Annotated in this window: 33 protein-coding genes; 32 read left to right on the top strand and 1 reads right to left on the bottom strand. The window is 44.2% G+C overall.

Features of this window, described 5'->3' with window-relative positions; translation table 11 throughout:
• Positions 1-56 precede the first annotated feature (56 nt).
• The 32 genes from spoIIIAC to G519_RS0125670 all read left to right on the top strand — a co-directional run bounded on the left by spoIIIAC (position 57) and on the right by G519_RS0125670 (position 26,309).
• Positions 57-260 (top strand): stage III sporulation protein AC, encoded by a 204-nt coding sequence (spoIIIAC, locus tag G519_RS0125825; protein ID WP_029197158.1) that lies wholly within the window; start codon positions 57-59, stop codon positions 258-260.
• Between the two features lie 10 nt (positions 261-270).
• On the top strand, positions 271-660 hold the full coding sequence (spoIIIAD, locus tag G519_RS0125820; RefSeq protein ID WP_029197157.1) for a stage III sporulation protein AD: 390 nt from the start codon (positions 271-273) through the stop codon (positions 658-660).
• Between the two features lie 23 nt (positions 661-683).
• Positions 684-1,883 carry a stage III sporulation protein AE gene (gene spoIIIAE, locus G519_RS0125815; RefSeq protein ID WP_036633761.1) on the top strand — a complete coding sequence of 400 codons (1,200 nt, stop codon included), beginning with the start codon at positions 684-686 and terminating at the stop codon, positions 1,881-1,883.
• A 12-nt stretch (positions 1,884-1,895) separates the two neighbouring features.
• Positions 1,896-2,645, top strand: a complete 750-nt coding sequence (gene spoIIIAF, locus G519_RS47815) for a stage III sporulation protein AF (protein ID WP_051253686.1) — start codon at positions 1,896-1,898, stop codon at positions 2,643-2,645.
• A gap of 4 nt (positions 2,646-2,649) precedes the next feature.
• Positions 2,650-3,288, top strand: coding sequence for a stage III sporulation protein AG (spoIIIAG, locus tag G519_RS0125805; RefSeq protein WP_029197155.1), 639 nt, complete (start codon positions 2,650-2,652; stop codon positions 3,286-3,288).
• Between the two features lie 35 nt (positions 3,289-3,323).
• Positions 3,324-4,070 carry a SpoIIIAH-like family protein gene (locus G519_RS0125800; protein ID WP_029197154.1) on the top strand — a complete coding sequence of 249 codons (747 nt, stop codon included), beginning with the start codon at positions 3,324-3,326 and terminating at the stop codon, positions 4,068-4,070.
• Between the two features lie 156 nt (positions 4,071-4,226).
• Entirely contained in the window at positions 4,227-4,724 is a 498-nt protein-coding gene (accB, locus tag G519_RS0125795) for an acetyl-CoA carboxylase biotin carboxyl carrier protein (RefSeq protein ID WP_029197153.1), read from the top strand.
• Between the two features lie 104 nt (positions 4,725-4,828).
• Positions 4,829-6,187 carry an acetyl-CoA carboxylase biotin carboxylase subunit gene (accC, locus tag G519_RS0125790; RefSeq protein ID WP_029197152.1) on the top strand — a complete coding sequence of 453 codons (1,359 nt, stop codon included), beginning with the start codon at positions 4,829-4,831 and terminating at the stop codon, positions 6,185-6,187.
• A gap of 128 nt (positions 6,188-6,315) precedes the next feature.
• Positions 6,316-6,729: an Asp23/Gls24 family envelope stress response protein gene (locus G519_RS0125785; RefSeq protein ID WP_029197151.1), complete on the top strand. Its 414-nt coding sequence runs from the start codon at positions 6,316-6,318 to the stop codon at positions 6,727-6,729.
• An 87-nt stretch (positions 6,730-6,816) separates the two neighbouring features.
• Complete coding sequence (amaP, locus tag G519_RS0125780; RefSeq protein WP_029197150.1) at positions 6,817-7,377, top strand: alkaline shock response membrane anchor protein AmaP; 561 nt, start codon at positions 6,817-6,819, stop codon at positions 7,375-7,377.
• Between the two features lie 14 nt (positions 7,378-7,391).
• Entirely contained in the window at positions 7,392-7,619 is a 228-nt protein-coding gene (locus tag G519_RS0125775) for a DUF2273 domain-containing protein (protein ID WP_029197149.1), read from the top strand.
• Positions 7,620-7,761: 142 nt separating this feature from the next.
• A complete protein-coding gene (gene nusB / locus G519_RS0125770; protein WP_029197148.1) occupies positions 7,762-8,220 on the top strand; it encodes a transcription antitermination factor NusB in 459 nt (152 codons plus the stop codon).
• 70 nt (positions 8,221-8,290) lie between these two features.
• On the top strand, positions 8,291-9,157 hold the full coding sequence (gene folD, locus G519_RS0125765; protein ID WP_029197147.1) for a bifunctional methylenetetrahydrofolate dehydrogenase/methenyltetrahydrofolate cyclohydrolase FolD: 867 nt from the start codon (positions 8,291-8,293) through the stop codon (positions 9,155-9,157).
• Positions 9,158-9,165: 8 nt separating this feature from the next.
• Entirely contained in the window at positions 9,166-10,536 is a 1,371-nt protein-coding gene (gene xseA / locus G519_RS0125760; RefSeq protein WP_036633760.1) for an exodeoxyribonuclease VII large subunit, read from the top strand.
• Entirely contained in the window at positions 10,523-10,777 is a 255-nt protein-coding gene (gene xseB / locus G519_RS0125755; RefSeq protein ID WP_029197145.1) for an exodeoxyribonuclease VII small subunit, read from the top strand. The genes xseA and xseB overlap by 14 nt, the downstream gene beginning before the upstream one ends.
• A 49-nt stretch (positions 10,778-10,826) precedes the next feature.
• Positions 10,827-11,684 carry a polyprenyl synthetase family protein gene (locus tag G519_RS0125750; RefSeq protein ID WP_051253688.1) on the top strand — a complete coding sequence of 286 codons (858 nt, stop codon included), beginning with the start codon at positions 10,827-10,829 and terminating at the stop codon, positions 11,682-11,684.
• A gap of 114 nt (positions 11,685-11,798) precedes the next feature.
• On the top strand, positions 11,799-13,685 hold the full coding sequence (dxs, locus tag G519_RS0125745) for a 1-deoxy-D-xylulose-5-phosphate synthase (RefSeq protein WP_029197143.1): 1,887 nt from the start codon (positions 11,799-11,801) through the stop codon (positions 13,683-13,685).
• Between the two features lie 37 nt (positions 13,686-13,722).
• Positions 13,723-14,556 (top strand): TlyA family RNA methyltransferase, encoded by an 834-nt coding sequence (locus tag G519_RS0125740; protein ID WP_029197142.1) that lies wholly within the window; start codon positions 13,723-13,725, stop codon positions 14,554-14,556.
• A gap of 140 nt (positions 14,557-14,696) precedes the next feature.
• On the top strand, positions 14,697-15,149 hold the full coding sequence (locus tag G519_RS0125735; protein WP_029197141.1) for a hypothetical protein: 453 nt from the start codon (positions 14,697-14,699) through the stop codon (positions 15,147-15,149).
• A 2-nt stretch (positions 15,150-15,151) separates the two neighbouring features.
• Entirely contained in the window at positions 15,152-15,601 is a 450-nt protein-coding gene (gene ahrC, locus G519_RS0125730) for a transcriptional regulator AhrC/ArgR (protein ID WP_029197140.1), read from the top strand.
• 15 nt (positions 15,602-15,616) lie between these two features.
• Entirely contained in the window at positions 15,617-17,344 is a 1,728-nt protein-coding gene (recN, locus tag G519_RS0125725; protein ID WP_029197139.1) for a DNA repair protein RecN, read from the top strand.
• A 118-nt stretch (positions 17,345-17,462) separates the two neighbouring features.
• Positions 17,463-18,803, top strand: coding sequence for a SpoIVB peptidase (spoIVB, locus tag G519_RS0125720; protein ID WP_029197138.1), 1,341 nt, complete (start codon positions 17,463-17,465; stop codon positions 18,801-18,803).
• A gap of 234 nt (positions 18,804-19,037) precedes the next feature.
• On the top strand, positions 19,038-19,832 hold the full coding sequence (gene spo0A, locus G519_RS0125715) for a sporulation transcription factor Spo0A (protein WP_029197137.1): 795 nt from the start codon (positions 19,038-19,040) through the stop codon (positions 19,830-19,832).
• Positions 19,833-20,010: 178 nt separating this feature from the next.
• Positions 20,011-20,214, top strand: coding sequence for a site-specific integrase (locus G519_RS52400; protein ID WP_029197136.1), 204 nt, complete (start codon positions 20,011-20,013; stop codon positions 20,212-20,214).
• 78 nt (positions 20,215-20,292) lie between these two features.
• Positions 20,293-20,784, top strand: a complete 492-nt coding sequence (locus G519_RS52395) for an SMI1/KNR4 family protein (protein ID WP_051253685.1) — start codon at positions 20,293-20,295, stop codon at positions 20,782-20,784.
• A 20-nt stretch (positions 20,785-20,804) separates the two neighbouring features.
• Positions 20,805-21,221, top strand: coding sequence for a NucA/NucB deoxyribonuclease domain-containing protein (locus G519_RS0125700; protein WP_029197135.1), 417 nt, complete (start codon positions 20,805-20,807; stop codon positions 21,219-21,221).
• A gap of 464 nt (positions 21,222-21,685) precedes the next feature.
• A complete protein-coding gene (locus G519_RS47805) occupies positions 21,686-22,321 on the top strand; it encodes an NUDIX domain-containing protein (protein WP_051253684.1) in 636 nt (211 codons plus the stop codon).
• Between the two features lie 213 nt (positions 22,322-22,534).
• Positions 22,535-23,092: a DUF6431 domain-containing protein gene (locus G519_RS49280; RefSeq protein ID WP_084160343.1), complete on the top strand. Its 558-nt coding sequence runs from the start codon at positions 22,535-22,537 to the stop codon at positions 23,090-23,092.
• Positions 23,093-23,116: 24 nt separating this feature from the next.
• Complete coding sequence (locus tag G519_RS0125685) at positions 23,117-24,469, top strand: DDE-type integrase/transposase/recombinase (protein ID WP_029197133.1); 1,353 nt, start codon at positions 23,117-23,119, stop codon at positions 24,467-24,469.
• On the top strand, positions 24,462-25,262 hold the full coding sequence (locus G519_RS0125680) for an ExeA family protein (protein WP_029197132.1): 801 nt from the start codon (positions 24,462-24,464) through the stop codon (positions 25,260-25,262). Before G519_RS0125685 ends, G519_RS0125680 begins: the two co-directional genes overlap by 8 nt.
• A 33-nt stretch (positions 25,263-25,295) precedes the next feature.
• Entirely contained in the window at positions 25,296-25,781 is a 486-nt protein-coding gene (locus G519_RS0125675; RefSeq protein WP_244280221.1) for an NUDIX hydrolase, read from the top strand.
• A gap of 216 nt (positions 25,782-25,997) precedes the next feature.
• Positions 25,998-26,309 carry a hypothetical protein gene (locus tag G519_RS0125670; protein ID WP_154669614.1) on the top strand — a complete coding sequence of 104 codons (312 nt, stop codon included), beginning with the start codon at positions 25,998-26,000 and terminating at the stop codon, positions 26,307-26,309.
• Here the strand turns inward: G519_RS0125670 and G519_RS0125665 are convergent.
• Positions 26,306-26,637 (bottom strand): transposase (locus tag G519_RS0125665; protein WP_029197129.1); only part of this gene is annotated, 332 nt, incomplete at its 5' end. The genes G519_RS0125670 and G519_RS0125665 overlap by 4 nt on opposite strands.

Here is a 26,637-nt window from a genome sequence, read left to right as displayed (position 1 = left end):
CAAGGGATACTTGGCCGTACAAGTGAGTTCCTTGTCAACAGAGTGAGGTGCCTGGAATGAACGTAGATGTGAATGCCATTTTCCAGATCGCCGGCATCGGCATCATCATCGCGATGATCCATTCGGTGCTCAAGCAGATGGGCAAAGAGGATATGGCACACTGGGTCACGGTCATTGGCTTCGTGGTCGTGCTCTTTATGGTCGTCAGTATGCTCGATCATTTGTTTAAAGAAATCAAAACGATCTTCCTATTCCAATGAGGTGGGCCTGATGGAAATCATCCAGATCGTAGGTTTAGGACTCATCGTTACCATATTAACGCTTATCATCAAAGAGCAGAAGCCAATGTTCGCTTTCTTGCTGGCAGCATTTACGGGCATCATGATTTTTTTGTTCCTGATCGGTAAAATTTCCTCTGTCATCCAGGTGCTTGAGGACATAGCTCAAAAATCAAGTATCAATATGGTTTTTCTTAAAACAATTCTGAAAATCATCGGTGTTGCCTATATCGCTGAATTCGGTGCCCAAATCGTGCGAGATGCCGGTCAAGAATCCATTGCCTCCAAGATCGAACTTTCTGGGAAAGTACTCATTATGGTGATGGCAATTCCCATCATATCTGTCATCATTGAGACCGTTGTTAAACTACTCCCTGCTTAGATGATCCATGAGGAGTGACCTAAATGAATCTACTTTATTCGCACCAGAAGCTGAACAACCGCTGGATCCTTTTGATCATAATGACAATGGGCTTATGGCTTGGCTTGACGGGCACAATGGCTGCTGAATCCCCTACCGATATCATGATCAAGGAGCAGGCCAACCATCTGAATACGGAACCTGTTGAGCAATATTGGGATAAGCTCATGAAGGATTATGGCGGTTACTTCCCTGAAAGCAAGACGCCAACGTTCATGGAATTGCTGCTTGGAACGAAGGGCATTAGCATGAAGAGCATTTTCAAAGGGCTGCTAAGCTATGTGTTCCATGAAATCATCATTAATGGAAAGCTGCTTGCTTCGATCGTGATCCTGACGATTTTCAGTATGATACTCGAAACGCTGCAAAGCTCCTTTGAAAGAAACACGGTCAGCAAGCTTGGATACTCAATTACCTATATGGTTCTGATCATTATAGCCATCAACAGCTTCAGCGTCGCAATCGGTTACGCCAAGTCGGCTATTTCATCCATGATTCAATTCATGATTGCCATTGTTCCTTTGCTGTTAACCCTTTTGGCGTCGATGGGAAATGTCACTTCTGTGGCGATTTTACATCCTCTGATTGTGTTCATGATTCATTCCGTTGGCACAGCGATTTATGTGTTTATATTCCCTTTGTTGTTCTTTTCAGCTGTCCTGCACATCGTGAGTTCGCTAAGCGAGAAATACAAAGTCACCCAGCTAGCGAACCTGCTGCGCACAATAAGTTTGAGTATGCTAGGCGTATTCGTCACTGTTTTCCTCGGCGTTATTTCGATTCAAGGGACTGCGGGAGCGGTTAGAGATGGCGTAGCGATTCGAACGGCAAAGTACATTACCGGTAACTTTGTCCCCGTTGTGGGACGCTTATTCTCAGATGCAACAGAGACCGTAATTGGGGCATCGCTGCTTGTGAAAAATGCCATCGGACTCGTTGGGGTTGTCATTCTAATTATGCTGTGTGCATTTCCGGCTATCAAAATTTTAACACTAGCTTTCATCTATAACTTATCCGCAGCGATCATGCAGCCCTTGGGAGATAGTCCGATAATCGCTTGCTTGCAAACGATTGGAAAGAGTTTAGTTTATGTGTTTGCGGCACTGGCAGCCGTCAGCTTGATGTTCTTTTTAGCTCTGACGATCATGATTACGATCAGTAATGTCTCCGTGATGATGCGGTGAAAGGAGGCAGCTATGGATTGGTTAGCGGGTTGGCTAAAGAGCGTCATCATGGTCATTATGTTGGCTACATTCGTTGATCTACTGCTTCCTAGTAATACCATGCAGCGGTATGTCAAAACGGTTATGAGTTTATTCATCTTGCTAACACTGCTATCTCCTGTACTTCAATTGTTTCAGAAGAATTGGAACATCGATCAATTGATCGGTCAAGCGGAGCAGCGGCAAAACGAGAAAACAATGCTTGCGAGCAGCGACGGTGGAAAACCATTTATGAAATCGCTCGATGTGATTACGAAAGATGCCCAGAAGCTACAAGAAGCAGGACAAAAGCAAACACAGCAAATGATTCAAACACAGCTTGCAGGACTGATGAAAGAGGATTTACAAAAGCAAACAGAGCTAATCGTCCAAGATGTTCAAGTGCTGGCGCAAATCGACAATAACGGGAAACCCGCGATAACGAAAGTCAGGGTAACCCTTGATGATATAGAAAAGACGAAACAGGTACAATCAACGTCAGCCTCCAAAAGCATAGCTGTCATGGAGCCAGTCAAGCCGATTGATCCGATACGGATCGAACCAGCAACAAAGCTTCAGGGAAGTAACTCAAGTGACAAAGAAGCATCAGCTCAGCCTAAGTTATCGTCACGAATCGAGCAAGAGGTAGACCAACTCAAGCAAAAAATCGTGCGTGATTGGATCGTGGAGCCTGCACAGATTGATATCCAAATGAATCAGCGGAATGGAAGGATTGCGAGGTGAATCGATGGGAACATTGCTGCAATGGATGGAGCACAAATTCGGCGGAGGTCCAGGAGGACCCAAACGCAAGAACACGCTCTTGTGGGTCGTCATGATTGGACTCTTGGGGGCTGCGCTGTTGATTATGAATGCATTTATGACTGTAAAAGAAGTTGATCCCATCAATGCGGGCAGAGCCTCTCCGCAACCCAGCAAAGAAACATTTCTCAATAGTAATTCCAAAGAAAATTCTGCCTTTCACGACTATGAAGCGGCCTATCAAACACAGTTGAAGGAGATATTGCAAAAAATTGTTGGCGTAGGCGATGTTGAAGTGCTCGTTACAATTGAGTCAACGGAAGAAATGACCGTCGACAAAAATTACAATGACAATCAGCAAATGACGACAGAACGTGACAATGGCGGAGCAACACGGAATATATCCCAGGTAACGCGGAGCGGAGAAGTGGTTGTCTATCAAGTTTCCGGTGACCAGAAACCGCTTGTGCTCAAATACATTAAACCGAAAATCAGAGGCGTCATCGTTGTCGCCAAAGGCGCCGAGAATCTCACGGTAAAAAAAATGATTACAGAAGCTGTAGAGCGGGGACTTGATGTGCAAGCAAGTAGGATCTCTATTTTACCCCGCAAAACTGGGGGATGAATGTAGTAGTTAATCAAAATTGAGGAGGAATTTCAATGAATGCGAAAAGACAAACAATTTGGCTCGTTTCTATGCTTAGTTTAATGGTGGTACTCTCTGCCTATTATCTGTTCACAGAAGATGTCAATAAGCTTGATTTAGCATCAACACAAACGATCAATAAATCACAAGAAGTGAAGATTGATATGAGTCAGGTTGACCCTGCGAATGCAGCCAAAACTGATGTGAAAGCGACAACTGGCGGAGATGCAAAAGTCGACACAAAAGCTGTGACTCCACAAAATTCAACAAAAACAGACGTGAAAACCGATGCTAAAACGGATGCTAAAACAACAACGACGCAAGATGCTTCCAAGACAACTAATCCAAATACGGCCAAAACGGATGATCAAGTTCTCAAGATCGTTGAAGAGCAAGCGAAAACGACATCAGCTAGCGATTATTTCACGACTGAGCAAATGAAACAAAGTGATTATTTTAGCAAAACGTCCACTGCTTTGATGGAGATTATTACCGACTCGAAGAAGTCGCCAGAAGCTGTAGTAAAAGCGACGAATGACTTAGCGAAGCTGACAGATATCCAAGATAAAGTAGAAAATATAGAAGCTGTGCTTATGAAAGATTTCCCGCAAGCCATCATTAATCAAGATGGTAACAAGTGGAAAGTGACAGTTCAAAGCGATAAATTGGAGAAAAGCCAAGGTGTAACGATCGTTGATTTGGTGATGAAAGAGCTTGGCACAGGTCCGGAAAATATCAAGATTCAATATGTTCGTCCTTAGTAAAATGAGGTGAGTTTAGCCTGCCTAGGATGGCAATGGAAAGGGTCCGGACAAACTGGACTCTTTCCATTTCTTGCGTTTATGGGTATAATACATACGTTGCGGCTATGAAACCGCATTTTTTACTGGTTCACCAACCTTGAAGGAGTGACATGAATGTTCAAATTGAGTGAAATCAAAGAGTTGATCAAACTCGTCGATCAATCCTCTTTACAAGAGCTTGAAATCGAAAATGAAGGTGCACGCCTTTCTATTCGCAAGCCGAATAAAACGGAGTCAGTCTACGTAACGGCCCCCGTTCAACACACGTATGCTCCGATCGGTCAAGCAAGCATTGCTAACACAGCGCCTGCAGCCGCTATCGAAGCTTCTATTCCAACGACTACTGGACATGCTAAGCAAGAGGACTCATCTTTACATAAGATAGTTTCACCGATGGTAGGAACCTTCTATCAGTCTGCTTCTCCTGGCTCTGCTCCTTTCGTAAGTGTTGGCTCCAAAGTAGGCGACAAAAACGTCGTTTGTATTGTGGAAGCTATGAAATTGATGAATGAAATCGAAGCTGAAATTAAAGGTGAAATCGTTGAAGTGCTTGTAGATAACGGTCAACTTGTTGAGTACGGACAACCTTTATTTTTAGTTAGACCAGAGTAAGCGATCAGTAAGCTTATGCTTATGACGCAGTTTTGCTTGAGCAAAACTCAGTACACGCTTATGATGCAAGTTTTCCTAACGGAAAACTTTTAGGAGGAAAAATAATGAAATTTCATAAAATCCTAATAGCGAATCGCGGAGAAATTGCTGTTCGTATTATCCGGGCTTGTCGTGAGCTTGGCATTTATACAGTAGCTGTTTATTCAGAAGCTGATCGTGATGCGCTTCATGTACGTCTAGCCGACGAAGCCTATTGTATTGGGCCGACTGCTTCCAAAGACAGCTATTTGAACTTCACGAACTTGATGAGTGTTGCTACACTAACGGAATGTGATGCTATCCATCCGGGATATGGCTTCTTAGCAGAAAATGCGGACTTCGCAGAAATTTGCGAGAGCTGCAATATTACCTTTATCGGTCCATCCCCGGATGCGATTAGCCGTATGGGTGATAAAGCGGTTGCCAAGCAAACGATGAAAGAAGCGAGAGTACCGATCATTCCTGGTTCTGACGGTTTGGTTGAGAACATTGACGACGCGATTGTCATTGCGAGAGATATCGGTTACCCGATCATCATTAAAGCAACAGCAGGCGGCGGCGGTAAAGGTATACGTATTGCCGAGAATGAGGAAACACTTGTTCAGCAAATTACAGCAGCGCAGCAAGAAGCACAAAATGCTTTTGGCAATGCAGGTATATATTTAGAGAAATACTTAACAGGCATGAAGCATGTTGAAATTCAAATTATAGCTGATAAACACGGTAATGTAGTTCACTTAGGTGAGCGTGACTGTTCCGTACAGCGCCGTAGACAGAAGCTTGTTGAGGAAGCTCCTTGCCCGATTCTGACAGCTGAAACACGCACGGCGATGGGGCAAGCGGCCGTTCGTGCAGCGAAAGCCGTTAATTATTCCGGTGCTGGAACTCTTGAGTTCCTACTCGGCCCTGATGGTAATTTCTACTTCATGGAAATGAACACGAGAATTCAGGTTGAGCATCCGGTAACCGAAATGATTACGGGGATCGATATCATCCAAGAGATGATTCGTGTAGCTGAGGGCAATCCCTTATCTTTTGCACAAGAGGACGTCCGCATCAATGGATGGGCCATCGAGTGCCGTGTGAATGCGGAGGATCCGAACCGGAACTTCATGCCTTCAGCGGGTCAAGTGAAATTTTACTTGCCGCCAGGTGGTTTTGGCGTTCGTGTTGACAGCGCGGTATATCCGGGCTACACAATCCCACCGCACTACGATTCCATGATCGCTAAGCTCATTGTTTGGGGAAGTACGCGAGAAGAAGCAATTGCCCGTATGAAAAGAGCGCTCACCGAATTTGCAGTGGACGGTGTGAACACGACGATTCCATTCCATTTAAAGCTGCTTGAGCACAAGAAATTTATCAAGGGTGACCATGATATTAAGTTCTTGGAAGAGCACGATGTGAATGATCCAGAATCGTAGACAAACATTTGTCATATTTTTGGTGAAATGGTATAGTTATAAATTAAGATGGCTTATCCAAACCATGGATTAAGCAAAAAAATTCTTACGAAGTAAGTTTGCATTACAAACTCTAAGGAGGTGCCACAATGAGCACAATCGCTCCGGACTACGTCAAAACAGACATGGGCAGCATCCAAATTGCCCCCGAGGTTATCGAAATCATTGCCGGTTTGGCAACGGTGGAAGTGCAAGGAGTAGCGGGGATGAGTGGCGGATTAGCTGGCGGCATTGCTGAATTGCTTGGACGCAAGAATTTGTCCAAAGGCGTAAAGGTAGAAGTCGGGCAACGTGAAGCAGCCATTGACGTCTCCATCATTATTGAATATGGCAATCGCATTCCAGAAGTTGCAAGCGACATTCAACATAACGTGAAGCAGTCAATTGAATCGATGACTGGCTTAAACGTTGTTGAAGTCAACGTTCATATTCATGATGTTCATTTTAAACAGGCAGATAAACCGGTTGAAGAAGAAACAGCAGCTGCCCATCGTGTGAAATAGGCGGATTGCTGCAACCATATGGATCAATTGAAACCCCCTACAGGTTGCAGGGGGTTTCCTCTAACTATAGGAAGGGGACAAGCTTACGTGGGTAAAATTGTGGACAGGCTCTTGCTACTTCTCTATAGCCTAATTATTCTAGTTGCTTCTATCGTTGTTTTGTTCACAGCTTCAAGCTGGATCCCGTTAGAACAAGCAGGCCAAATGCTAAGTAATTTTTATTTCGAAAAAAGCTTTGCGTACCCGGCGATAATCATCAGCTTGATCATGCTGTTGATCTCTGTTCGTTTTCTCATTTTAACACTGCGTCGTGGCCGTTCTCAGGCACCATCTATCGACCAACGAACGGATTTCGGAGATATTCGTATCTCGATTGAAACCGTTGAGAATTTATCTTTGAAAGCTGCTGGTCGTATCAAAGGTGCCAAAGATCTTCGCGCCCGTGTTAGGGTGAATCAATCAGGTTTAGAGATTACGATCAGAACGATTGTGGACGGGGAAAGTTCGATTCCTGAGCTTACTGAAGAGATGCAAAGTACTGTGAAAAGTTACATTGAAGATATTACTGGCATTCCTGTAGCTTCCGTAACCGTATTCGTAGCGAACATCGTGCAATCAGCCCCAACTTTTAAAAGCCGAGTCGAATAGAGGTGAACCCACTCATGTGGAATGAGCTGTGGGAGTCCCATAGGGGCAAAGTGATCGGAGTGGCAGCAGGCGTTTTCTTCGGCTTCATTTATTTATTTTTTGGTTTTTGGGATATGTTGATCTTTGGATTCATTGTTCTGCTCGGCTTGTATGTAGGGAACAAACTGGATCGGAAAGAAAGATTCGTCATTCTAGAAGACATTTGGCGCTATCTCACGCAAAAATGGAGAATGTTTCGCTAAAATCCCTGGTTCTACCATGGATTTTTTTGTTTGGATTCATTCCAATATGACGTATACTAGTAAAAAGAGTTTTTTAGGACGAATTACACAATCGAATGCTTACGAAAGTCAGTTTTCTGGCGAAAACTTTAGGAGGACCACAATGAAACGCAGAGTTGCACGAGAAATTGCTGTACAAAGCCTTTACCAAATCCAGATGAATGAGGCTACACCTCAGGAAGCTGTCCAAATTGCGATTCATGAAGCAGAGAATGATAATGAAACTGAGTTGAATTTTTCCGGCGATAAAATTGACCCTCTTTACATTATTGAACTCGTTGAGGGTACATACAGTAACAAAGTTAGAATTGATGAACTGCTTGAAGAGTACTTAAAAGGATGGGCGATGGACAGGCTCTCACGGATTGATCGTGAAGTGCTGCGTTTGGCAGTGTATGAAATGCTGTATAGGGACGATGTTCCACCTAAAGTTGTCGTCAATGAGGCGATTGATTTAGCCAAGCATTATGGCACGGAGGAGTCAGGTAAGTTCGTTAACGGTGTACTTGGTAAAATGATTAAAGAAGTTGAAGATTTAAAGGGCAAAGTTACACCGTCCTAATTAACATTGATTATTCAACCATTTATATATAGCCATTAAGTTTTTCACAAAACTCTTAGGGGGAAATAACATGTCTGCACAAGTTATTAATGGGAAAGAACTCGTGAGTTCCATACGTGAGGAGATCAGGTCGGATGCGGCCGCGCTAACTGCGCAAGGCAACCAGCCTGGTCTTGTAGTTGTTATTGTGGGAGAAGATGCGGCTTCACAGGTATATGTAAGAAACAAAGCGAAGGCTTGCGATGATGTAGGGATTTATTCCGAAGTTAATCGTTTGCCAGAACATACAACGCAACAAGAGTTAATCGCACTTATTCATAAATTTAATAATGATAACCGAATTAACGGCATTCTTGTTCAATCACCGCTGCCTAAGCATATCAATGAAGAAGCTGTTGTTGATGAAATTGATCCGCTTAAGGATGTAGATTGTTTCCACCCCATTAATGTCGGTAACTTGATGATTGGCAAAGACGGCATGAAGCCATGTACCCCGCATGGTGTTATCGAAATTCTAAAACGCACGGGAGTAGAAATAGCTGGTAAGCACGCTGTTGTAGTAGGAAGAAGCAACATCGTAGGCAAACCAATGGCTATGCTGCTTCTGCGCGAGCATGCGACAGTATCCGTTGTTCACTCTCGTACTCCGAATATGGAGGAAATTACGAAACAAGCGGATATTCTTGTTGTTGCTGTCGGAAAAGCGCATTTGATTAAAGCTCATCACGTGAAGCCTGGTGCCGTCGTTATCGATGTGGGGATGAATCGTCCTGCTGACGGTAAATTGACCGGGGATGTTGATTTCGAAGCGGTTAAAGAGGTTGCAAGTGCAATCACACCCGTACCCGGTTGCGTAGGTCCAATGACGATTACCATGCTGCTTCGAAACACCGTTGATGCAGCAAGTCGCGCAGCTAAAGCGAATGTGAGTGTTTAATCAGGAGTATGGCGAGAAACGAGACGAAGATTTTATCTGTTAAGGATTTGAACCGGTATATTAAACTCATGCTAGAGGGCGATTCCCGTCTGCAGGATGTTTGGGTTCGCGGGGAAATCTCTAATTTTACTCACCATTCCAGCGGTCATATGTATTTTACGATCAAAGATGCGGATGGCAGGCTCAAAAGCATTATGTTTGCTTCGCATAACCAGAAGCTCGGTTTTATACCGAAAGAGGGAACGAAAGTGATCGCTCGCGGTAATATTTCCGTATACGAAAGAGACGGAGCGTATCAGTTCTATGTGACGGCGATGCAGCCGGATGGCATCGGCAGTTTGTATTTGGCCTTCGAGCAGCTCAAGAAGAAGCTCGAAGGGGAAGGGCTGTTCGCGGCGGAGCGCAAGAAACCGATTCCTCGGTTTCCGCGCGCGATCGGCGTGATCACATCTCCGACGGGAGCCGCTATTCGTGATGTCATCATCACGCTGCAGCGGCGTTTCCCATCGATTCCGATTCTCCTGTACCCGGTATTGGTACAGGGGGCGCAAGCGGCGCCTTCGATCGTCAAGGCGATCGAAGCGATGAACCGTCTCGGTGAAGCCGACGTGCTCATCGTGGGCCGCGGCGGCGGCTCGCTTGAGGAACTCTGGGCATTCAACGAGGAAGCCGTTGCGCGGGCTATCGCAGCCTCCGCGATCCCCGTCATCTCGGCCGTCGGCCATGAGACGGACTTCACGATCGCGGACTTCGTCGCCGATCTCCGAGCGCCGACGCCTACGGCGGCGGCCGAGCTCGCGGTGCCGCACCACCACGAGCTGAGGCAGCAGCTGTCGCAGCTCGCGCAGCGGCTGCACTACGGGCTGCTCCAGCAGCTGCGCCGCAAGCAGGAACGGCTGGAGCGCGCGAAGCGCTCCCCGTTCCTGACGAACCCCCGCAGGCAGCTGCTGATGCAGCCTGCGGAGCGGCTCGACCGGCTGGCGGAGCAGCTTAGGTTTCGCATGCGCCAGCGCCTAACGCTGCTGGCGGAACGGCGATCGAAGCTGGAGCGCCGCTTATCCAGCTTCAATCCCAAAGAGCAGGCCGTGTCGGCAAGGCGCCGCTTGGATACGGCGGGGCGGCAGATGCTCACGGCGATGCAGACCCTCCTGCGTACGAAGAAGCAGGAGTGGCAGTCCGGCGTCCGTCATTTGGACGCCCTCAGCCCGCTGAAGGTCATGCAGCGGGGCTACAGCTTAGCGTACGATGAAGATGAGCAGCAGCTCATTCGTTCAGTCTCCCAAGTGAAGGTGGGGGATTTCGTTAAGATTCGTCTGAAGGACGGAAGATTGAATTGTCAGGTATCGGGGATGGAGGAGAACAAAGATGTCAACGAGTGAAACGGAAGTTAGTTTTGAATTGGCCATTGAACAGCTGGAGCGCATTGTTGCCCAATTGGAAAGCGGTGATGTGCCTCTGGAGAAAGCCATTGAGCTATATCAGGAAGGCGTTAGGCTCTCCCATCTATGCGGTGTGAAGCTAGAACAAGTAGAGAAGAAAATTGAGATGCTGGTTGAAGGTGAAACGGGCACTGTGAGCAGGAAGCCTTTCCAACCTGTCTTGGAAGATAAGGGGAATTAGGTTGAATAAGACGTCAACGATTCATGAATATATAGCTTCCCATGCAGAAATGGTCGAAGCGGCTTTAATCCAAGCGCTGCCTGCAGTATGGGACGTTCCTGGTTCACTTCGTGAGTCCATGAACTATTCCTTAATGGCTGGGGGCAAGCGCTTGCGCCCCATTCTGGTACTTGCAGCAGCTGAAGTGCTTGGGGGTTCTCTAGAAGCAGCGATGCCTGTTGCTCTAGCCATTGAGATGGTTCATACATACTCCCTGGTTCATGACGATTTGCCAGCCATGGATAATGATGATTATCGCCGTGGCAAGCTGACGAACCATAAGGTGTATGGTGAGGCCATGGCCATTCTAGCTGGCGATGCACTGCTGACTCAAGCATTCTTCAGTATTACGCAAGCTCATAAAAGTCATGGAATTCCAGCAGAACGCGTGCTAGCCATTACAGAAGAACTTGCCGTATATGCAGGAGCAAGAGGGATGGTTGGCGGTCAAGCCGCTGATATGCTCGGGGAGCAAGGCATTACAAAGCTAGAAGAATTAGCTTTCATTCATACGCATAAGACAAGTGATCTCATTGTTTTCTCCTTACGTGCTGGCGGTCATATTGCGGGCGCAACGGAAGCGCAACTGAGTGCACTTAGTGAATTCGGCAATGCGATTGGTCTTGCTTTTCAGATTCAGGATGATATTTTGGATATTATCGGAGATGAGAAGAAGTTAGGTAAACCCGTGAAGAGCGATGAGAAGCAGCAAAAGGTAACTTATCCCTTTTTTATTGGAATGGAAGCTTCGGAGCAGAAGGTCAAGGATTTAACGAATCACGCCAAAGAAACGTTGCTTCGTGCACAGATTGCGCACCCGGAGAGGCTTCTCCAACTGGCGGATTACTTGATGCAGAGGGATCATTAGTCCTTTATAAGGTGTACTACCCCTTGTGTTTGTTGCCGTTTTACACGTAATACCCAAAACTATGATATAATGGTGAAATCTTAGCATTTTCACATTGAAAGTGAGGAAACAAGCGTGCTGCTCGAACAAATCAATCGGCCTGAGGACTTGAAGCGTTTATCCTTGACGGAGCTTGAGACATTGGCTGGTGAAATCCGTCAATTTCTGATAGAGAAGCTGTCCGTTACAGGTGGACACTTGTCCTCCAATTTAGGTGTGGTTGAGCTCACCATTGCTTTACATACCTTGTTCCACAGCCCGTATGATAAATTTATTTTTGATGTGGGTCATCAAGCTTATGTCCACAAAATTTTAACTGGTCGCAAAGATAAATTCGATACCCTGCGCAAGTACAAGGGACTTTGTGGATTCGTAAAACGCTCTGAAAGTGAACATGACGTCTGGGAAGCCGGGCATAGCAGTACCTCGCTGTCAGCCGCTATGGGAATGGCGATGGCCCGCGATCTTAAAGGTGAACATAATAAAGTTGTTGCTGTTATCGGTGATGGGGCTATTACTGGCGGTATGGCGTTAGAAGCAATGAACCACATTGGTCATGAGAAGAAAAATATTATGGTCATTCTGAATGACAATGAAATGTCGATTGCGCCCAATGTCGGGGCGATTCATAATTATTTGAGCAAAATTCGTTCGGATCGTCATTATCTAAAGGCCAAAGAAGAAGTTGAACATTTACTTAAGAAAATTCCTGCCATCGGCGGCACCTTGGCCAAAACCGCGGAAAAGCTGAAGGACAGTCTCAAATATTTTGTACTGAACGGTGTTTGGTTTGAGGAATTAGGTTTCACATACATTGGTCCTGTAGACGGACATAATTTGCCGGTATTGCTTGATACGCTTAAACAGGCCGAGAAAGTCAACGGTCCTGTGCTTGTTCATGTCGTTACGACCAAGGGTAAAGGGTATACGCCTGCTGAACAGGATTCGCACAGTTGGCATGGTCCAGGACCTTACAAGATCGAATCAGGTCAAGTGCTTAAATCCGTAGGTCCTCCTATGTATACAGAAATTTTTGGGAATACGTTAATCGAGCTTGCTGAGAAGGACACCAGAATTGTTGCAGTTACGCCAGCTATGCCGGGAGGCTCTGGGTTACTGAAGTTCGCGAAGCAGTTCCCCAATCGGATGATTGACGTCGGTATTGCGGAGCAGCATGCAGCAACACTATGTGCAGGACTTGCGAGTGAAGGTCTGAAACCTGTATTTGCGGTATATTCTACTTTTCTACAGAGAGCTTACGATCAAGTTGTCCACGATATTTGCCGTCCGAAGCTGAACGTAACGTTTGCTATTGACCGTGCAGGGTTTGTAGGTCCAGATGGCGAGACCCATCATGGCGCTTACGATATTACATTTTTACGGACGCTTCCGAACATGGTGCTTATGATGCCGAAGGACGAACGTGAGTTAAGAGATATGATGCAGACTGCTCTTGAGTACAATGATGGACCTATCGCATACCGCTATCCTAGAAATAGTGGAACGGGAGCGAGCACTGTTGATGAGCCCAAAGCAATTCCAATTGGTACGTGGGAGACTTTGCGCGACGGGGATTATGCTGCTGTACTTGCAGTTGGACCGATGGTGCAGATTGCGGAAGAAGCAGCCGAACAATTAGCTAAGGAAGGCATCAACCTTCGCGTTGTCAATGCACGATTCATTAAACCGCTAGATGAAGCCTGCTTACTTCAATTAGCAAGCGAGTCTATTCCAATTATCACGATGGAAGAAGGGGCAATCCAAGGCGGACTTGGCAGCAGCATAATGGAATTCTATGCAGCCAAAGGGGTTGTTGGATTGAACGTTCACATTATGGGTATCCCGGATTACTTCGTAGAGCATGGTAGCGTGAAGGAACAACGTGAAGAAGTTGGACTTACCGCACAAAACTTAATCGCTGAAGTGAAGAAGCTAGTGCCGCGTAAACGACAACGAGCTTAAGGCTATGGATGATAAGAATAGGAGTAACACAAACACAATGTCATCGGATAAAGAACGATTAGATCTATTGCTTCTTGAGCAAGGCTATTTCGAAAGCAGAGAAAAAGCAAAGGCCGCCATTATGGCTGGCCTTGTTTTTGCTGATGAAGAACCTGTTGATAAAGCGGGAATGAAGATTAGCCGGAAGGCTGTTTTGAAAGTGAAAGGTGCCATTCATCCTTATGTAAGCAGAGGCGGCCTTAAGTTAGAGAAGGCATTGAAACAATTTGATATCGACTTAACCGGAGCAGTTATGCTAGATATCGGAGCCTCAACAGGCGGATTTACCGACTGTGCTCTGCAAAATGGTGCTGCTTCTGTGTACGCCGTCGATGTTGGCTATAATCAATTAGACTGGTCACTTCGTAATGATGAACGTGTTCATGTGATGGAGAGAACGAATTTTCGCTATACGAAAATGGAGGATTTGAACGGTCCGCGACCTACCTTTGCAAGCATAGATGTATCTTTCATCTCGTTGCGCATTATTTTACCGCCACTGAAGGAGATCTTATTAAATCAGGGGCAAGTGGTTGCCCTTATTAAACCTCAGTTCGAGGCAGGTAGAGAGAAAGTCGGCAAATCCGGTGTTGTACGCGATCCAGATGTGCATGTGGATGTGCTGACCACTGTGTTAACTTTTGCAGAAGAGTTAGGTTTTCGCCTGAAAGGACTGACCTACTCACCAATCACCGGAGGGGAAGGGAATATTGAATTCCTTGCCTATTGGTCAAGTGATACGGATGACAATACGTCTCTTGCTAATGCTTCTTCTCTGAAAGCTTTGATTGCTGAGACGGTCAAAGAAGCACAAAAATTGCATGGCAAATAAACTCATCTTTGAGAACGCCTTTTGCGGCCCAGAGATGGGTTTTTTCACTTCGTCCCTAAGGGACAACGGAGTCGTTTATCCTTGCTTCATAAAGAAGGATTTTCCATGTAAATCCGCGAATACTATGGCGAGGTGAGGACATGGAACAAGGCGATGTTAAAGTCATTTTGTTAATCCTGATCATAGTTGTAGGCATTATCTTTTGGCGATTCCAACGGTGGCTGGACGGACCGAATAAGAAGCGAAGAAGGATTCCTAGACACTCAGACATCCCGCAGGATGAAGTCGTGGAGCTGCTTGAAGGAGCTGGCTTCGATGTACTTGCCGGTAAAACCAAAATTCCCATCAGGATGACGATCAATGAAAGAGAACAGCTGGAAAGCCGGTTATTTATCGACTATTTTGCTCAGAAAGAAGAGCACATTTACCTCGTGAAAGTAGCAAAGGAACGAAAACCGCTTGAAATGACAGGTAGTGCCGTTCGCGACATGCTGCTAGCCTATAGTCTGATTTATCCAGAAGCTGATGGCTTGCTTTATGTGGATATGGCCCTAAACAAAATTAAAAAAATCACATTTCATATAGAGGTGTAAGGATGAAAGGTCAAAGGCATGTGAAAATCAGAGAGATTATTACGAACCACGAGATTGAGACGCAGGATGAATTGGTAGAAACTCTTCGAGCTGCCGGCTTTCACGTCACACAAGCGACAGTCTCACGCGATATCAAAGAGCTTCATCTGATAAAGGTTCCCTTAGACGATGGCAGATATAAGTACTCCATGCCGGCTGACCAGCGGTTTAACCCGATGCAGAGACTGCGTAGAGCTTTGAGTGACCATTTTGTTAGCATTGACCATACCGACAATCTTGTCGTTATGAAATGTTTGCCAGGCACCGCGAACACGATATGCGCACTTATTGATAATCTGGAGTGGAACGGTGTTATGGGAACGATTTGCGGAGATGATACCATTCTTGTGATTTGCCGCGGCAAAGAGAATAGCCTAACTTTTGTGGATGAAGTCATGTCATTACTATCTTAATTTCAGGAGGAGCACATGCTTACAGAACTTTCGATTCGTAATTTGGCTGTAATTGAACATGTACATATTCGTTTCAAAGCAGGTTTTCATGTCTTAACAGGAGAAACTGGTGCAGGTAAATCCATCATTATCGATGCCTTAACACTCATTGTTGGGGGGAGAGGATCTTCGGAGCTGGTACGCTATGGCGCGGACAAGGCAGAGATTGAAGCGATGTTCGAATTACCGCCCACGCATCCAGTTTGGCATACGCTTACAGAGCTCGGTATAAGTGCAGATGCGAGTGAGCATTTGGTCATTCGTAGAGAAATCACCGCATCAGGCAAAAGCTCCAGCCGAATTAATGGTCAACTTGTTAACTTGACGATGCTTCGCCAAACAGGGGAGTGGCTGGTTAATATTCATGGTCAGCACGAGCATCAATCCCTGTTGAATGTGGATGAACATATTGATTCTCTCGATTTATTCGGAGATTCCGAAGTTGTGGCTGCAAAGAAAAGCTATCAAGCTAGCTATGATCAATATATGAAGCTGCAAAAAGAGCTGCGAGATCTTCAAGAAACAAGCAAACAGGCGCTTCAAATGCTAGATTTATATCGTTTTCAAATCGATGAGATTTCGGCTGCAAAGCTCAAAGTCGGAGAAGATGAGACGTTAATCGAAGAAAAGCGAAAGCTGGCTAACGCGGAGAAACTATTTCAAAGCTCTTCTGAGGCTTATGATTTTCTCTATGCAACGAACCGTGGCTTAGATGCTGCCGGCAAGGCGGTTTCCAGACTGCAGGATATCGTTCAACTGGATCCAACGAAGCTAAGTCCACTTCTCGAGCAGGCGCAATCCGCTTATTATCAAATGGAAGACGCTGCTTATCAACTGCGTGACTACCGAGATGGTATTGAGTTTAACCCTTCGCGTTTGGATTTTATTGAACAAAGATTAGATATGATCACGTCTCTAAGGCGAAAATATGGAGAGAATATTAAAGAAATACTCGTTTATTTGGATAAAATTAAAAGTGAAGTCGATACTATTGAAAATAAAGATGAGCATATTCGTAATTTAGAAGACAAGCTTGCGGTTGAGGAAAAGCAGTTGGGGGTAGCGGCGTTGGATCTTTCCAATTTGCGCAAAGGGATTGCTGAACAGCTTGCAAATCAAATTGAGCATGAACTTCGCGATCTGCAGATGGAACGCACGCAGTTCCGTGTACAAGTGGAACAAATACTTGACGAACGCGGCATTCTTGTTGAAGGCAACAAAGTACGCTACTCACGGCAAGGGATCGACCAAATTGAGTTTCTCATGGCACCCAATCCTGGAGAGCCTTTACGCGGTCTTAGTAAAATTGCTTCAGGCGGCGAGCTCTCTCGTATTATGCTCGCAATGAAAACCATATTTGCACGCATTGATCAAATTCCTGTGCTGGTTTTCGACGAAGTAGATACAGGTGTAAGCGGCCGCGCGGCGCAAGCTATTGCAGAAAAAATATCCGCATTGTCGACAAACTGCCAAGTTTTCTCGATTACGCATTTACCTCAAGTGGCTAGCTTCGCAGATGTTCATTTCTACATTCGTAAAGAAGTAGATCAAGAACGTACATTTACGCGAGTTCAAGATATGCCTGATTCTGGACGAATTGAGGAATTAGCGAGAATGCTCGGGGGTGTCGAAGTGACGGAAACCACCCTGCATCATGCAGGGGAAATGCTTGCCATGGCAAGAAATAAGAAAGCAAGGGCATGAAAGTATAGATAGTCAGCATTTTCAGTTATAAAACGAAGAGAGTGGGGTTAACTTATAGGTACGCATTTGACGACGACAATCGTCAGGGCTCAAGGAAGTGTGAAGGAGCGTGAAGATATTGCAATCCAGCAAAAGAAAAAGATTGTTCGGACTCCTGCTCGTCTTCTTCGTTTGTATGGTAAGTTTGTCTCCGCCTTTTCAAAGCTTTGCCTCCTTCCCCCAGGAACTTCGCTTATTCAGCGGTCAGGGGAAGCAGCTCCAACTAACAATGCCGGTCAACGCCCAAGTCACGGTAAAAGATACGGATATTGTAAAGGTTAATGGCAATGCCAAGCACTCATTTCAAGTTAATTTGAAAGAACCCATCTCTTTGCAATCCGATCACTCTGGGCAAACAGAAATGAAGCTCAAGCTGTTCGGTGCAATCCCCATCAAGACCGTTAAAGTCAATGTCGTACCGGATTTGAAAGTTATCCCAGGTGGTCAGACAATCGGAGTGAAAATTAAGTCTGCCGGTATTTTGGTTGTAGGTCATCATTTAGTAACTGTTGCCCAAGACCAAAAAGTTTCACCAGGTGAAGAAGCGAAAATTCAAGTTGGTGATTTAATTACTAAGATCAATGGCAAAGACTCCAAGGATGTTAGTAAAGTTGCTGATCTTGTCGCCAAATCCGGAGAAAGCAAAACACCGCTGGAGCTAAAAATCCTTCGTAACAATGAAGAGATTCTTGTTAAGCTGCAGCCTGTCTATGACGTCGTAGATAAGTCCTATCGCTTAGGTTTGTACATTCGAGATTCAGCGGCGGGTGTTGGTACTCTAACCTTCTACGCACCCGATCAAGGCGTCTACGGGGCACTTGGACATGTTATCACAGATATGGATACCCAAACGCCAATTATCGTTGGTGACGGCGATATAGTGTATTCGAATGTGACCTCTATTTCCAAGAGCCATAATGGAGATCCCGGCGAGAAACATGCTACCTTGTACAAAGATAGTAAAGTCATTGGTAATATTGAAAGAAACACAGCATTCGGTATTTTTGGAAAAATGTATGCTGCTCCTGACCACAGCCTGGATAAGGAAGCCATACCTGTTGCTTTTGCAGAAGAAGTGAAAGAAGGCCCTGCTCAAATTTATACGGTCGTGGAAGGACAGAAGGTCGAGAAATTTGACATTCAAGTCGTCCATGTGTCCAAACAAGACATTCCAGGAACAAAAGGGATGGTCATTAAAATCACAGATCCACGATTGTTAGATAAGACAGGTGGTATTGTGCAAGGAATGAGTGGCAGCCCCATTATCCAGAATGGCAAGTTAATCGGAGCCGTTACTCACGTATTTGTAAATGATCCTACAAGTGGTTACGGTTGTTTCATAGAGTGGATGCTTCAGGACTCAGGTATTATCCTTAGACCTTCTTCAGGAGCCTCTTACAAAGAATCAAAGGCGAGTTAACAGCCTTTGATTCTTTATTTTATCTTAACCTCATTCTACAAGGAAAAACACGATTTACAATGAATTTGTCGAAGAATGTTGGAAATAGAAGATAAATTTATAATTATATAAGAAAGTGAATTAAAAGAAAAGAAAAATAATATTCGACAGAAGGAATTTAAGTTGGGGTGTCGAATACCTTTACTTAAGAGAGAAAATACCAACTTGTTTGAGTAGCTAAAGGAGGATTTTAAGTTGCAAAAAATTCAAGTGTTACTAGCAGATGACAATCGTGAGTTTACCCATTTATTATCAGAGTTCATTGGTGAGCAAGAGGATATGGAAATTGTAGGAGTGGCGTACAATGGCAACGAAGTTCTTCGTTTTCTTGAACAACAACGTGAATTGCCGGATGTACTCATTTTAGATATTATTATGCCTCACTTGGATGGCCTGGGTGTACTTGAAAAAATGCGTGAGATGAATCTTCCCACACAACCGAAAATCATCATGCTAACCGCTTTTGGGCAAGAAAATATCACTCAAAAAGCTGTGCAACTTGGAGCCTCTTACTACATTCTCAAGCCTTTTGATATGGAAACGTTAACGAACCGTATTCGCCAGCTTGTTGGCAACAATCAAGCATCCGCAACGACTTCAACGACACGTGCAAATATTGTACATATGCCTAAAGGTAAGAACTTAGATGCTAATATCACTAGCATCATACATGAAATCGGCGTTCCTGCGCATATTAAAGGATATCAATATCTTCGCGAAGCGATCACGATGGTCTACAATAATATCGAAATCCTTGGTGCGATCACCAAAACCCTTTACCCAGCTATTGCTGAGAAGTACAAGACTACACCTAGCCGCGTTGAGCGTGCCATTCGTCATGCGATTGAAGTCGCTTGGACGCGCGGCAACATTGATTCCATCTCATTTATCTTCGGGTATACGATTAACATCTCGAAGTCCAAACCGACCAATTCGGAGTTCATCGCAATGGTTGCTGATAAGCTTCGCATCGAGCATAAGGTTTCTTGAGAGGGTTAGAATCTTTGTCATGTAAGGGATTTGGGGTTTTGGAAATGGAATCCAGCCTAGACGGATATACCAACTAATAGCTTTTGAAAGCCAATAAACTTTTTGTGGCTAACCAACTAATTCTTTCTATTCATTGGGTTGCATTAAAACTCACTGAACAGGAGGAATTTTTTATTTTATGACAAACATTGAGTTTCATTTGGAAAGTTTCATGCTCTATTGCTCATCAAAAAACTTGTCAAAGAAGACGTTGGCAAGTTATGAACAATCCCTAAAATTATTTCTTTCGTATCTTCAAGAGCATTTCAAGATCATTGAAGCAACTAAAGTCCAGACCGCCCACATTAGACACTACATCAAATTCGTCAAAGAGCGTGGGTAGTATACTGTTGTAGTTCGTGAAAGTGGAAAACAAATTAATTATCCCGATCGAAGAACTGATTTCAACAAGCCAGTGTCAATGACAACAATCGCTAATTATGTACGTAACATCAAGGTATTCTTCAACTATTTGTTTGAGATTGAGCGTGAATTAGCAAAAAAAATACATAATGGTCAAAAGGGTGATTCCCAATGGCTTATTGCAGGATGGGAATTGCTATCTACACAACGCATCTTTGACGAGTGGAACGTTTGGAAGGAACTAAGTGATAAAGGGACATTTAACGAGTGGGATGTTGAATCTCAAGAGGGGATTACAAATGTGTGGTGGCAACAATCGTGGATACCTTTAACATATAATGGATGTGGAGACCATCATTGTCTTGATTTAGCACCAACTGCAAAAGGTACGGAAGGTCAAATCATAAGTATGTGGCACGATTCAGCAGAACGAGAAGTTTTAGCTGCGAGTTATAAACAATGGTTTGAATATCTTGTTTGTAATTTTGAAGGAAATGATGCTGAATTTGTTTTTGATAGTGGTGATTTCGATTTTAAGGCAACTAAATAACATCATGTGAGGACTAATTAATGACAAAGAGAATATACTCATTCCTAGTAGCAATAATTCTTTTATCAGTAACATTTTACTATTTCGCACAAGTTAAATCCACAGATGGCTCAGTTGTAGCTACAATAATCGTTCCAAGCGATAGATTCCCAGAAACCGCTGCACATATAAAAGCAGCAGAAGAACATGGTAAATCAAATATCTGTACAATTGACCGTAAGGGCGCAGATGAAAACCGAAAAGAATCCTTGAAGGGTGTGCCAACTAAGAAGGGCTATGATCGTGACGAGTATCCTATGGCAATGTGTGCTGAAGGTGGTAAAGGTGCAGATATTGAGTATGTAACTCCTGCTGATAATCGTGGTGCAGGTTCCTATATTGCAAATCAGTTAGAGAAGTTTGAGGATGGAAAGAAAGTAAAGATTGTAGTGAAGTAGAATAGCTAAGTGAATTTTAACAGGTAAGCTATCTTTAAAAGGATAGATCTAAGGGCGATTGCTCCATATGCATTATGGAAGACCACACAAGGTTGGAAAGCTAACCACCAAATCATATTTCGTGATGCAGAGAATTATTGCGATATTGTTTGCAGCTATTGGGATTTCCGTTTTGGTGTTTGTGTGGACTAGGCGTTGAAGGAGAGAACCCTATCTGTCTATCGTTAATGGTTTAATTTTTACTTGGCTAAGCATTTTCATTTGCAGTTTTCTACTTTTTAGATTGTTCAGTCCATTTGCTAAGACATATTGGAGAAATGATTTGATAATCGCTTTTTCCCAATCAGTCATCATTACCATTTTGATAGTCATTATGAAGTAAGAAAATGACTTGTATGAGGTAGCGCATATGAGTCCTAAACAAATAAGTTAATAGAATAAGTATCTAGTTTTGGAGGAAAAGAATGATACAACGAAACGTTTTAGGCAAGGTCACTTGTTTTATCACTAGGGAAAAAGATGCGAAGATTGAATTGCTTCTTATTCAGCATCCAAATGCAGGTATTCAATTTCCAGCAGGAACTGTTGAGATGAATGAGGATTTCAAACAATCCGCCTTGCGTGAAGCTTTTGAAGAAACAGGGTTAAATGAGTTTCTTACATGTATCCACATAGGAAAACAAGAGATAAATCTTTCAGACGATAAGTACGTTATATATCAAAATGCTAGGGTCTATTCAAGACCAGAGTTATCAAGTTTTAATTGGGCTGAAATTAGAAGGGGGACAGCTGTCCAACATGAACGCAAGCATGGAGAGTTTATACAAATTTCCTATATAGAAGGAGATAAATATCCAGAGCCAAGCTACACAACATATCAAATAACAGGTTGGGTGGAGGAAACAGATTTAGCTTCAACAGTTGAAAGACATTTTTACCACTTACATACAGAATGTAATCTTAACCAATGGACACAGGAAGCAGATAATCATCTGTTTAAATTATTTTGGTCGCCACTTGATAAGTTACCTGAGATTATGTCTCCACAATATGAGTGGCTTAAATATGTTACAAGTGATTTAAATTACTTGTTTATTTAAAGGAGTGAAAGTGATTTGTATCCACGTGCTAATACTGTTGCCGCTGAATCATAATGCACAAAAGCTGACGGAATTGCCTGTCCACGGATTGACGAATATAATGACCGTATCATAGTAAAGGAAAAGGATGCCTCCATAAAACGTGTACCTGTTGACGCAGGTTCACCGGAGACATCCTCTCACAAAAAAATAACATGGTCATTGTATCAAATTATGTGCTGGTTGAGAAGATCACCGGCGTTTTTTGTTAGGTGTGCGGAAGTGGTTCCCTCCCCCTGTTGTGGGGAAGAGCTCCAGGTCATTGGTAGTCGGAAACGAATCAGTAGGAATGCTACCGGAGAAGCCAAGGTGTTATCTCTTCGAAGATTACGCTGTACTGGTTGTTGTAAGATCCATCATGAACTACCAGATTGTTTGGTTCCTTACAAGCGTTACGAATCTACTTGTGTGGAAGATGTGGTTTCAGAGGATACGGATGCAGCTGTTGTTGCAGCAGACGACTCTACGTTGTACCGCTGGAAAAGCTGGTACAACGAACTAGCAACTTACTGGTGTGGCGCTCTTTCCTCGATCGCAGTTCGTTTTCATCAACAACCCTTGGAGGTTTCGTCCACCCCTTCATTGTCTACACACCAGAGAATTGGACAAATCGTTGGCGATGCGCCTGGATGGCTGGCTAGAGTTGTCCGTCCCATTGCCAATGTGAATTTATGGCTACATACCCGTTCTGCATTCTTGTCCACGGGTGCTTTTGGTAGACTCAGTTCGTAGTCTAGCAAAAGGAGATGAGCATGAATGAAAGATAAGCAGAAAGCGGAAGAGATTGCCGCTCAGCGGGTGCAACTGTTGTCACCGCTACTGGCAGAAGGACTGGATCCCGCGAAGGCCAAGGAGCTAAAAGCACAAATTTGCGAGCAAACGGGCCTTTCTGAGAGGACGCTACGTCGCTATTTAGAACGCTATCGGCAAGAAGGCTTCGGCGGACTGAAGCCAATGAGTAAGGGAAGACAACCATCTGAAGCCGTTATTGCAGAGCCGCTTATGGAGCAGGCTATTCTACTGCGTCGTGAAGTACCGGGCCGCAGTGTCGCTCAAATCATTCAGATTTTGGAATGGGAAGGCCGCATTGCACCAGGTGAGATTAAGCGCAGCACGCTGCAAGAAAAACTCACGCAGCGCGGTTACAGTAGCCGCCATATGCGCATGTATGCAGACTCAGGTGTGGCTTCAAGGCGCTTTCAGCAGCGCCATCGCAATCGGTTGTGGCATTCAGACATCAAGTACGGTCCGTATCTGCCCATTGGTCCAGGTGGAGCGATGAAGCAAGTGTTTCTGGTTACTTTCGTGGACGACGCTACGCGTTTTATGCTGCACGGTGAGTTCTACCCCGTCATGGACAAATCCATCATCGAGGACTGTTTCCGTAGCGCTATTCAGAAATATGGCGTACCCGAGGCGGTGTACTTCGACAACGGGAAGCAATACCGAACGAAGTGGATGACGCGAGCTTGTTCCAAACTCGGTATTAGGCTTGTATTCGCTAAGCCTTATTCGCCTGAAGCAACGGGCAAAGTGGAACGATTTAATCGCGTTGTAGATAGCTTTTTAAGTGAAGCTACGCTCGAGAAACCGAAGACGCTCGAGCGGCTTAATGAGCTGTTTCAGGTATGGCTCAGCGAGTGCTACCAGTACAAACCTCATTCAGCACTAGTGAACAAACAAAGTCCAGAAACGACGTTTCGCAGCGACAAGAAGGCGCTACGCTTCGTGGACCCGGACGTACTGACGAATGCGTTCTTGCATTGTGAATCGCGAAAAGTAGACAAGTCAGGTTGCATCAGCTTCATGGATCGAAAGTACGAAGTTGGCCTTCCGTTCATCGGCTGCACGGTCGAAGTCATCTTCGATCCAGCAGATATAACGGAGCTGACCATTGAGTACGAAGCGCATCCACCATGGCATGTGCGGGAACTTGTCATTGGTGAAAGAGCGGGGAAACGCCCTACATTACCGGAACATCTAGGACCGTCGCCTGCTTCATCGTCAAGACTACTGGATGCTGCCGAAACGCGTAATGAACAGCGCAAAGAGCAGCAAGCACCTGCTGTGTCCTACCGTGCCGTGCGGAAGGAGCAGGATCATGTTTGAGACATTCTATGGGCTCCGGCATTCACCATTTTCAAGGGATATCCCAACAAGCGAACTGTATCAATCGGTCGTACTCGAAGAAACGTTAGGCAGACTGGAATATGCGGCCCAAAGACAGTGGTTTGCCGTTGTGACGGGCGACTGTGGAACGGGCAAAACAACGACCATTCGCCGCTTCACGGAAGTTTTGGATCAAGCCAAGTACAAGGTGCTCTATCTGTCAGATTCGAAGCTGACGCCTCGGCATTTCTATAAAGGCTTACTCGAACAACTCGGATGTGAGTCCAAATTTTATCGCGGTGACGCTAAAAGGCAGTTACATCGGGAAATTGAGCTCATGCGAGGCATTCATCAATTGCAGCCTGTCGTAGTAGTCGATGAAGCTCATTTACTGGACCGTGAAATGCTTGAAGAGGTTCGTTTCTTGTTGAATTTCAAAATGGATGCACAAAGTCCGATGACGCTTATCTTGGTGGGGCAAAGTGAACTTTGGGATCGGATAGGGCTTCAAGCTTACGCTGCGATCAGGCAACGGATCGACTTACAATGCAAGCTTCCGCATTATGATCGGGCACAGGTCGGGGATTATATAAAGCGACATTTGACGTATGCTGGGGCTGAGAATGAGATCTTCTCGGATGGAGCGATTGAGGATATATATAGGTTTTCTAGCGGTTCTGCAAGACTCGTCAACAAAGTTTGTACACACAGTTTAATCTACGGCGCTCAGAACGGTCATCGCATCATCGATGATCACATGGTCAAACGCGTCATCCAGGGAGAATGTTCATGATTCTCCCTTTTTTCAAACCATTGAATGGACAGCTTGTCCGTCAGGTTAAGGACAGCATACGCCGTCAGTTGGCGGACAGTATGGCTTAGCACTAACACTAATACTTTAGGAATAGTTACTTGCAACAAACAAATACTTGTTGAAGAACAATCAGGAATCTATTCAAAAGGAAATGGTTTATATTATAGACCAATAGGTGGAACAATCGAACTTGGGGAACACTCGCAAGAGACACTTGTAAGAGAATTTCAAGAGGAACTTGGCATCGAAATAACAATTAAAAGTTATATCAAATGTATTGAGAACATTTTCAAGATCGAAGAGAACATAGGACATGAAATAACTCAATTATACCTTGTTGAATTTAATGACCCCAATTTATATGAGGAAGAACATTTCAAAGTTATTGAAGGTAATAAGACTACATACGCTAAATGGATACCTGTTGATGATTTTGAACATGGACATAAGATTTTATATCCTAATGGCTTAACTGAACTGCTTAAAGACATTACATAAAACATGGATTTTATTTAGCTGATGAGGTGGGGCAGCATTGTGACCAACTTCAATTATATAAATATAATTGTAATAAATTGATCTAATGAGGTGAATAGAATATTTATCATAAGCTCTTTTTTTCTAAATCTTATACAAGATACGATTAGTATTCATACAAATAATTCTTGTAAATTACTAGAGGAACACGAACATACTTTTTCTATGGCGTATCATTTGAAAGATAATGTTATTAAATATAACCTAGCTTCTCTAGAGAAAATGAAAGAAAATAGCCCACTAAAACATCTATCTGACGAGGAATTCTTTGAAGTGTGCATATATCATGAATTGGGACATTACTTGGATTATAAAAAGAATCAGGACAGGCACTCTGTAAGAATGGAGAATGATTATCCTGAACTTGAATTTAAATTTATTGGAGAACAAAATGCTTGGAGGTATGGGAAAGAAATAATTCCACCATATCGTACCGAATTCTCCAAGAATTTTGAGGCTCAACCTCAAAATCAGTGCTTGAATATTTAGCTTGAAAGTCGATGAAGATTACATTCAACTAAAATGCCCGCTTTGTATCGATCTGGGTTACGCAAGAAATAATGACGTCGTTGAAATGCTTTAATACGGTTATGACGACCTTCTACAGTAGCATTTGTCCAACGGCAATGGTGGTAATTGAGGATTTCGTCCTGCCAGTTACGCATCGTTTTCAGCGCACTTTTGACAGCTGTGTGAGCGATTTGTTCACCCTGCTCAAGCCAACGATTAAAACCATGCGTTGCGACTTCGACATTCGGAGAATAATCATACCAAGCGGTAAAGGTTTCTTTCCATTCCCAAACATTTCGTAGAAGCG

Origin of the sequence: Paenibacillus alginolyticus DSM 5050 = NBRC 15375 (genome assembly GCF_000422905.1) — a bacterium.
GTDB classification, from domain to species: Bacteria; Bacillota; Bacilli; order Paenibacillales; family NBRC-103111; genus Paenibacillus_E; species Paenibacillus_E alginolyticus.
The sequence above is the reverse complement of the archived record's forward strand: the minus strand, read 5'-3'. Positions and strand labels throughout refer to the sequence as shown.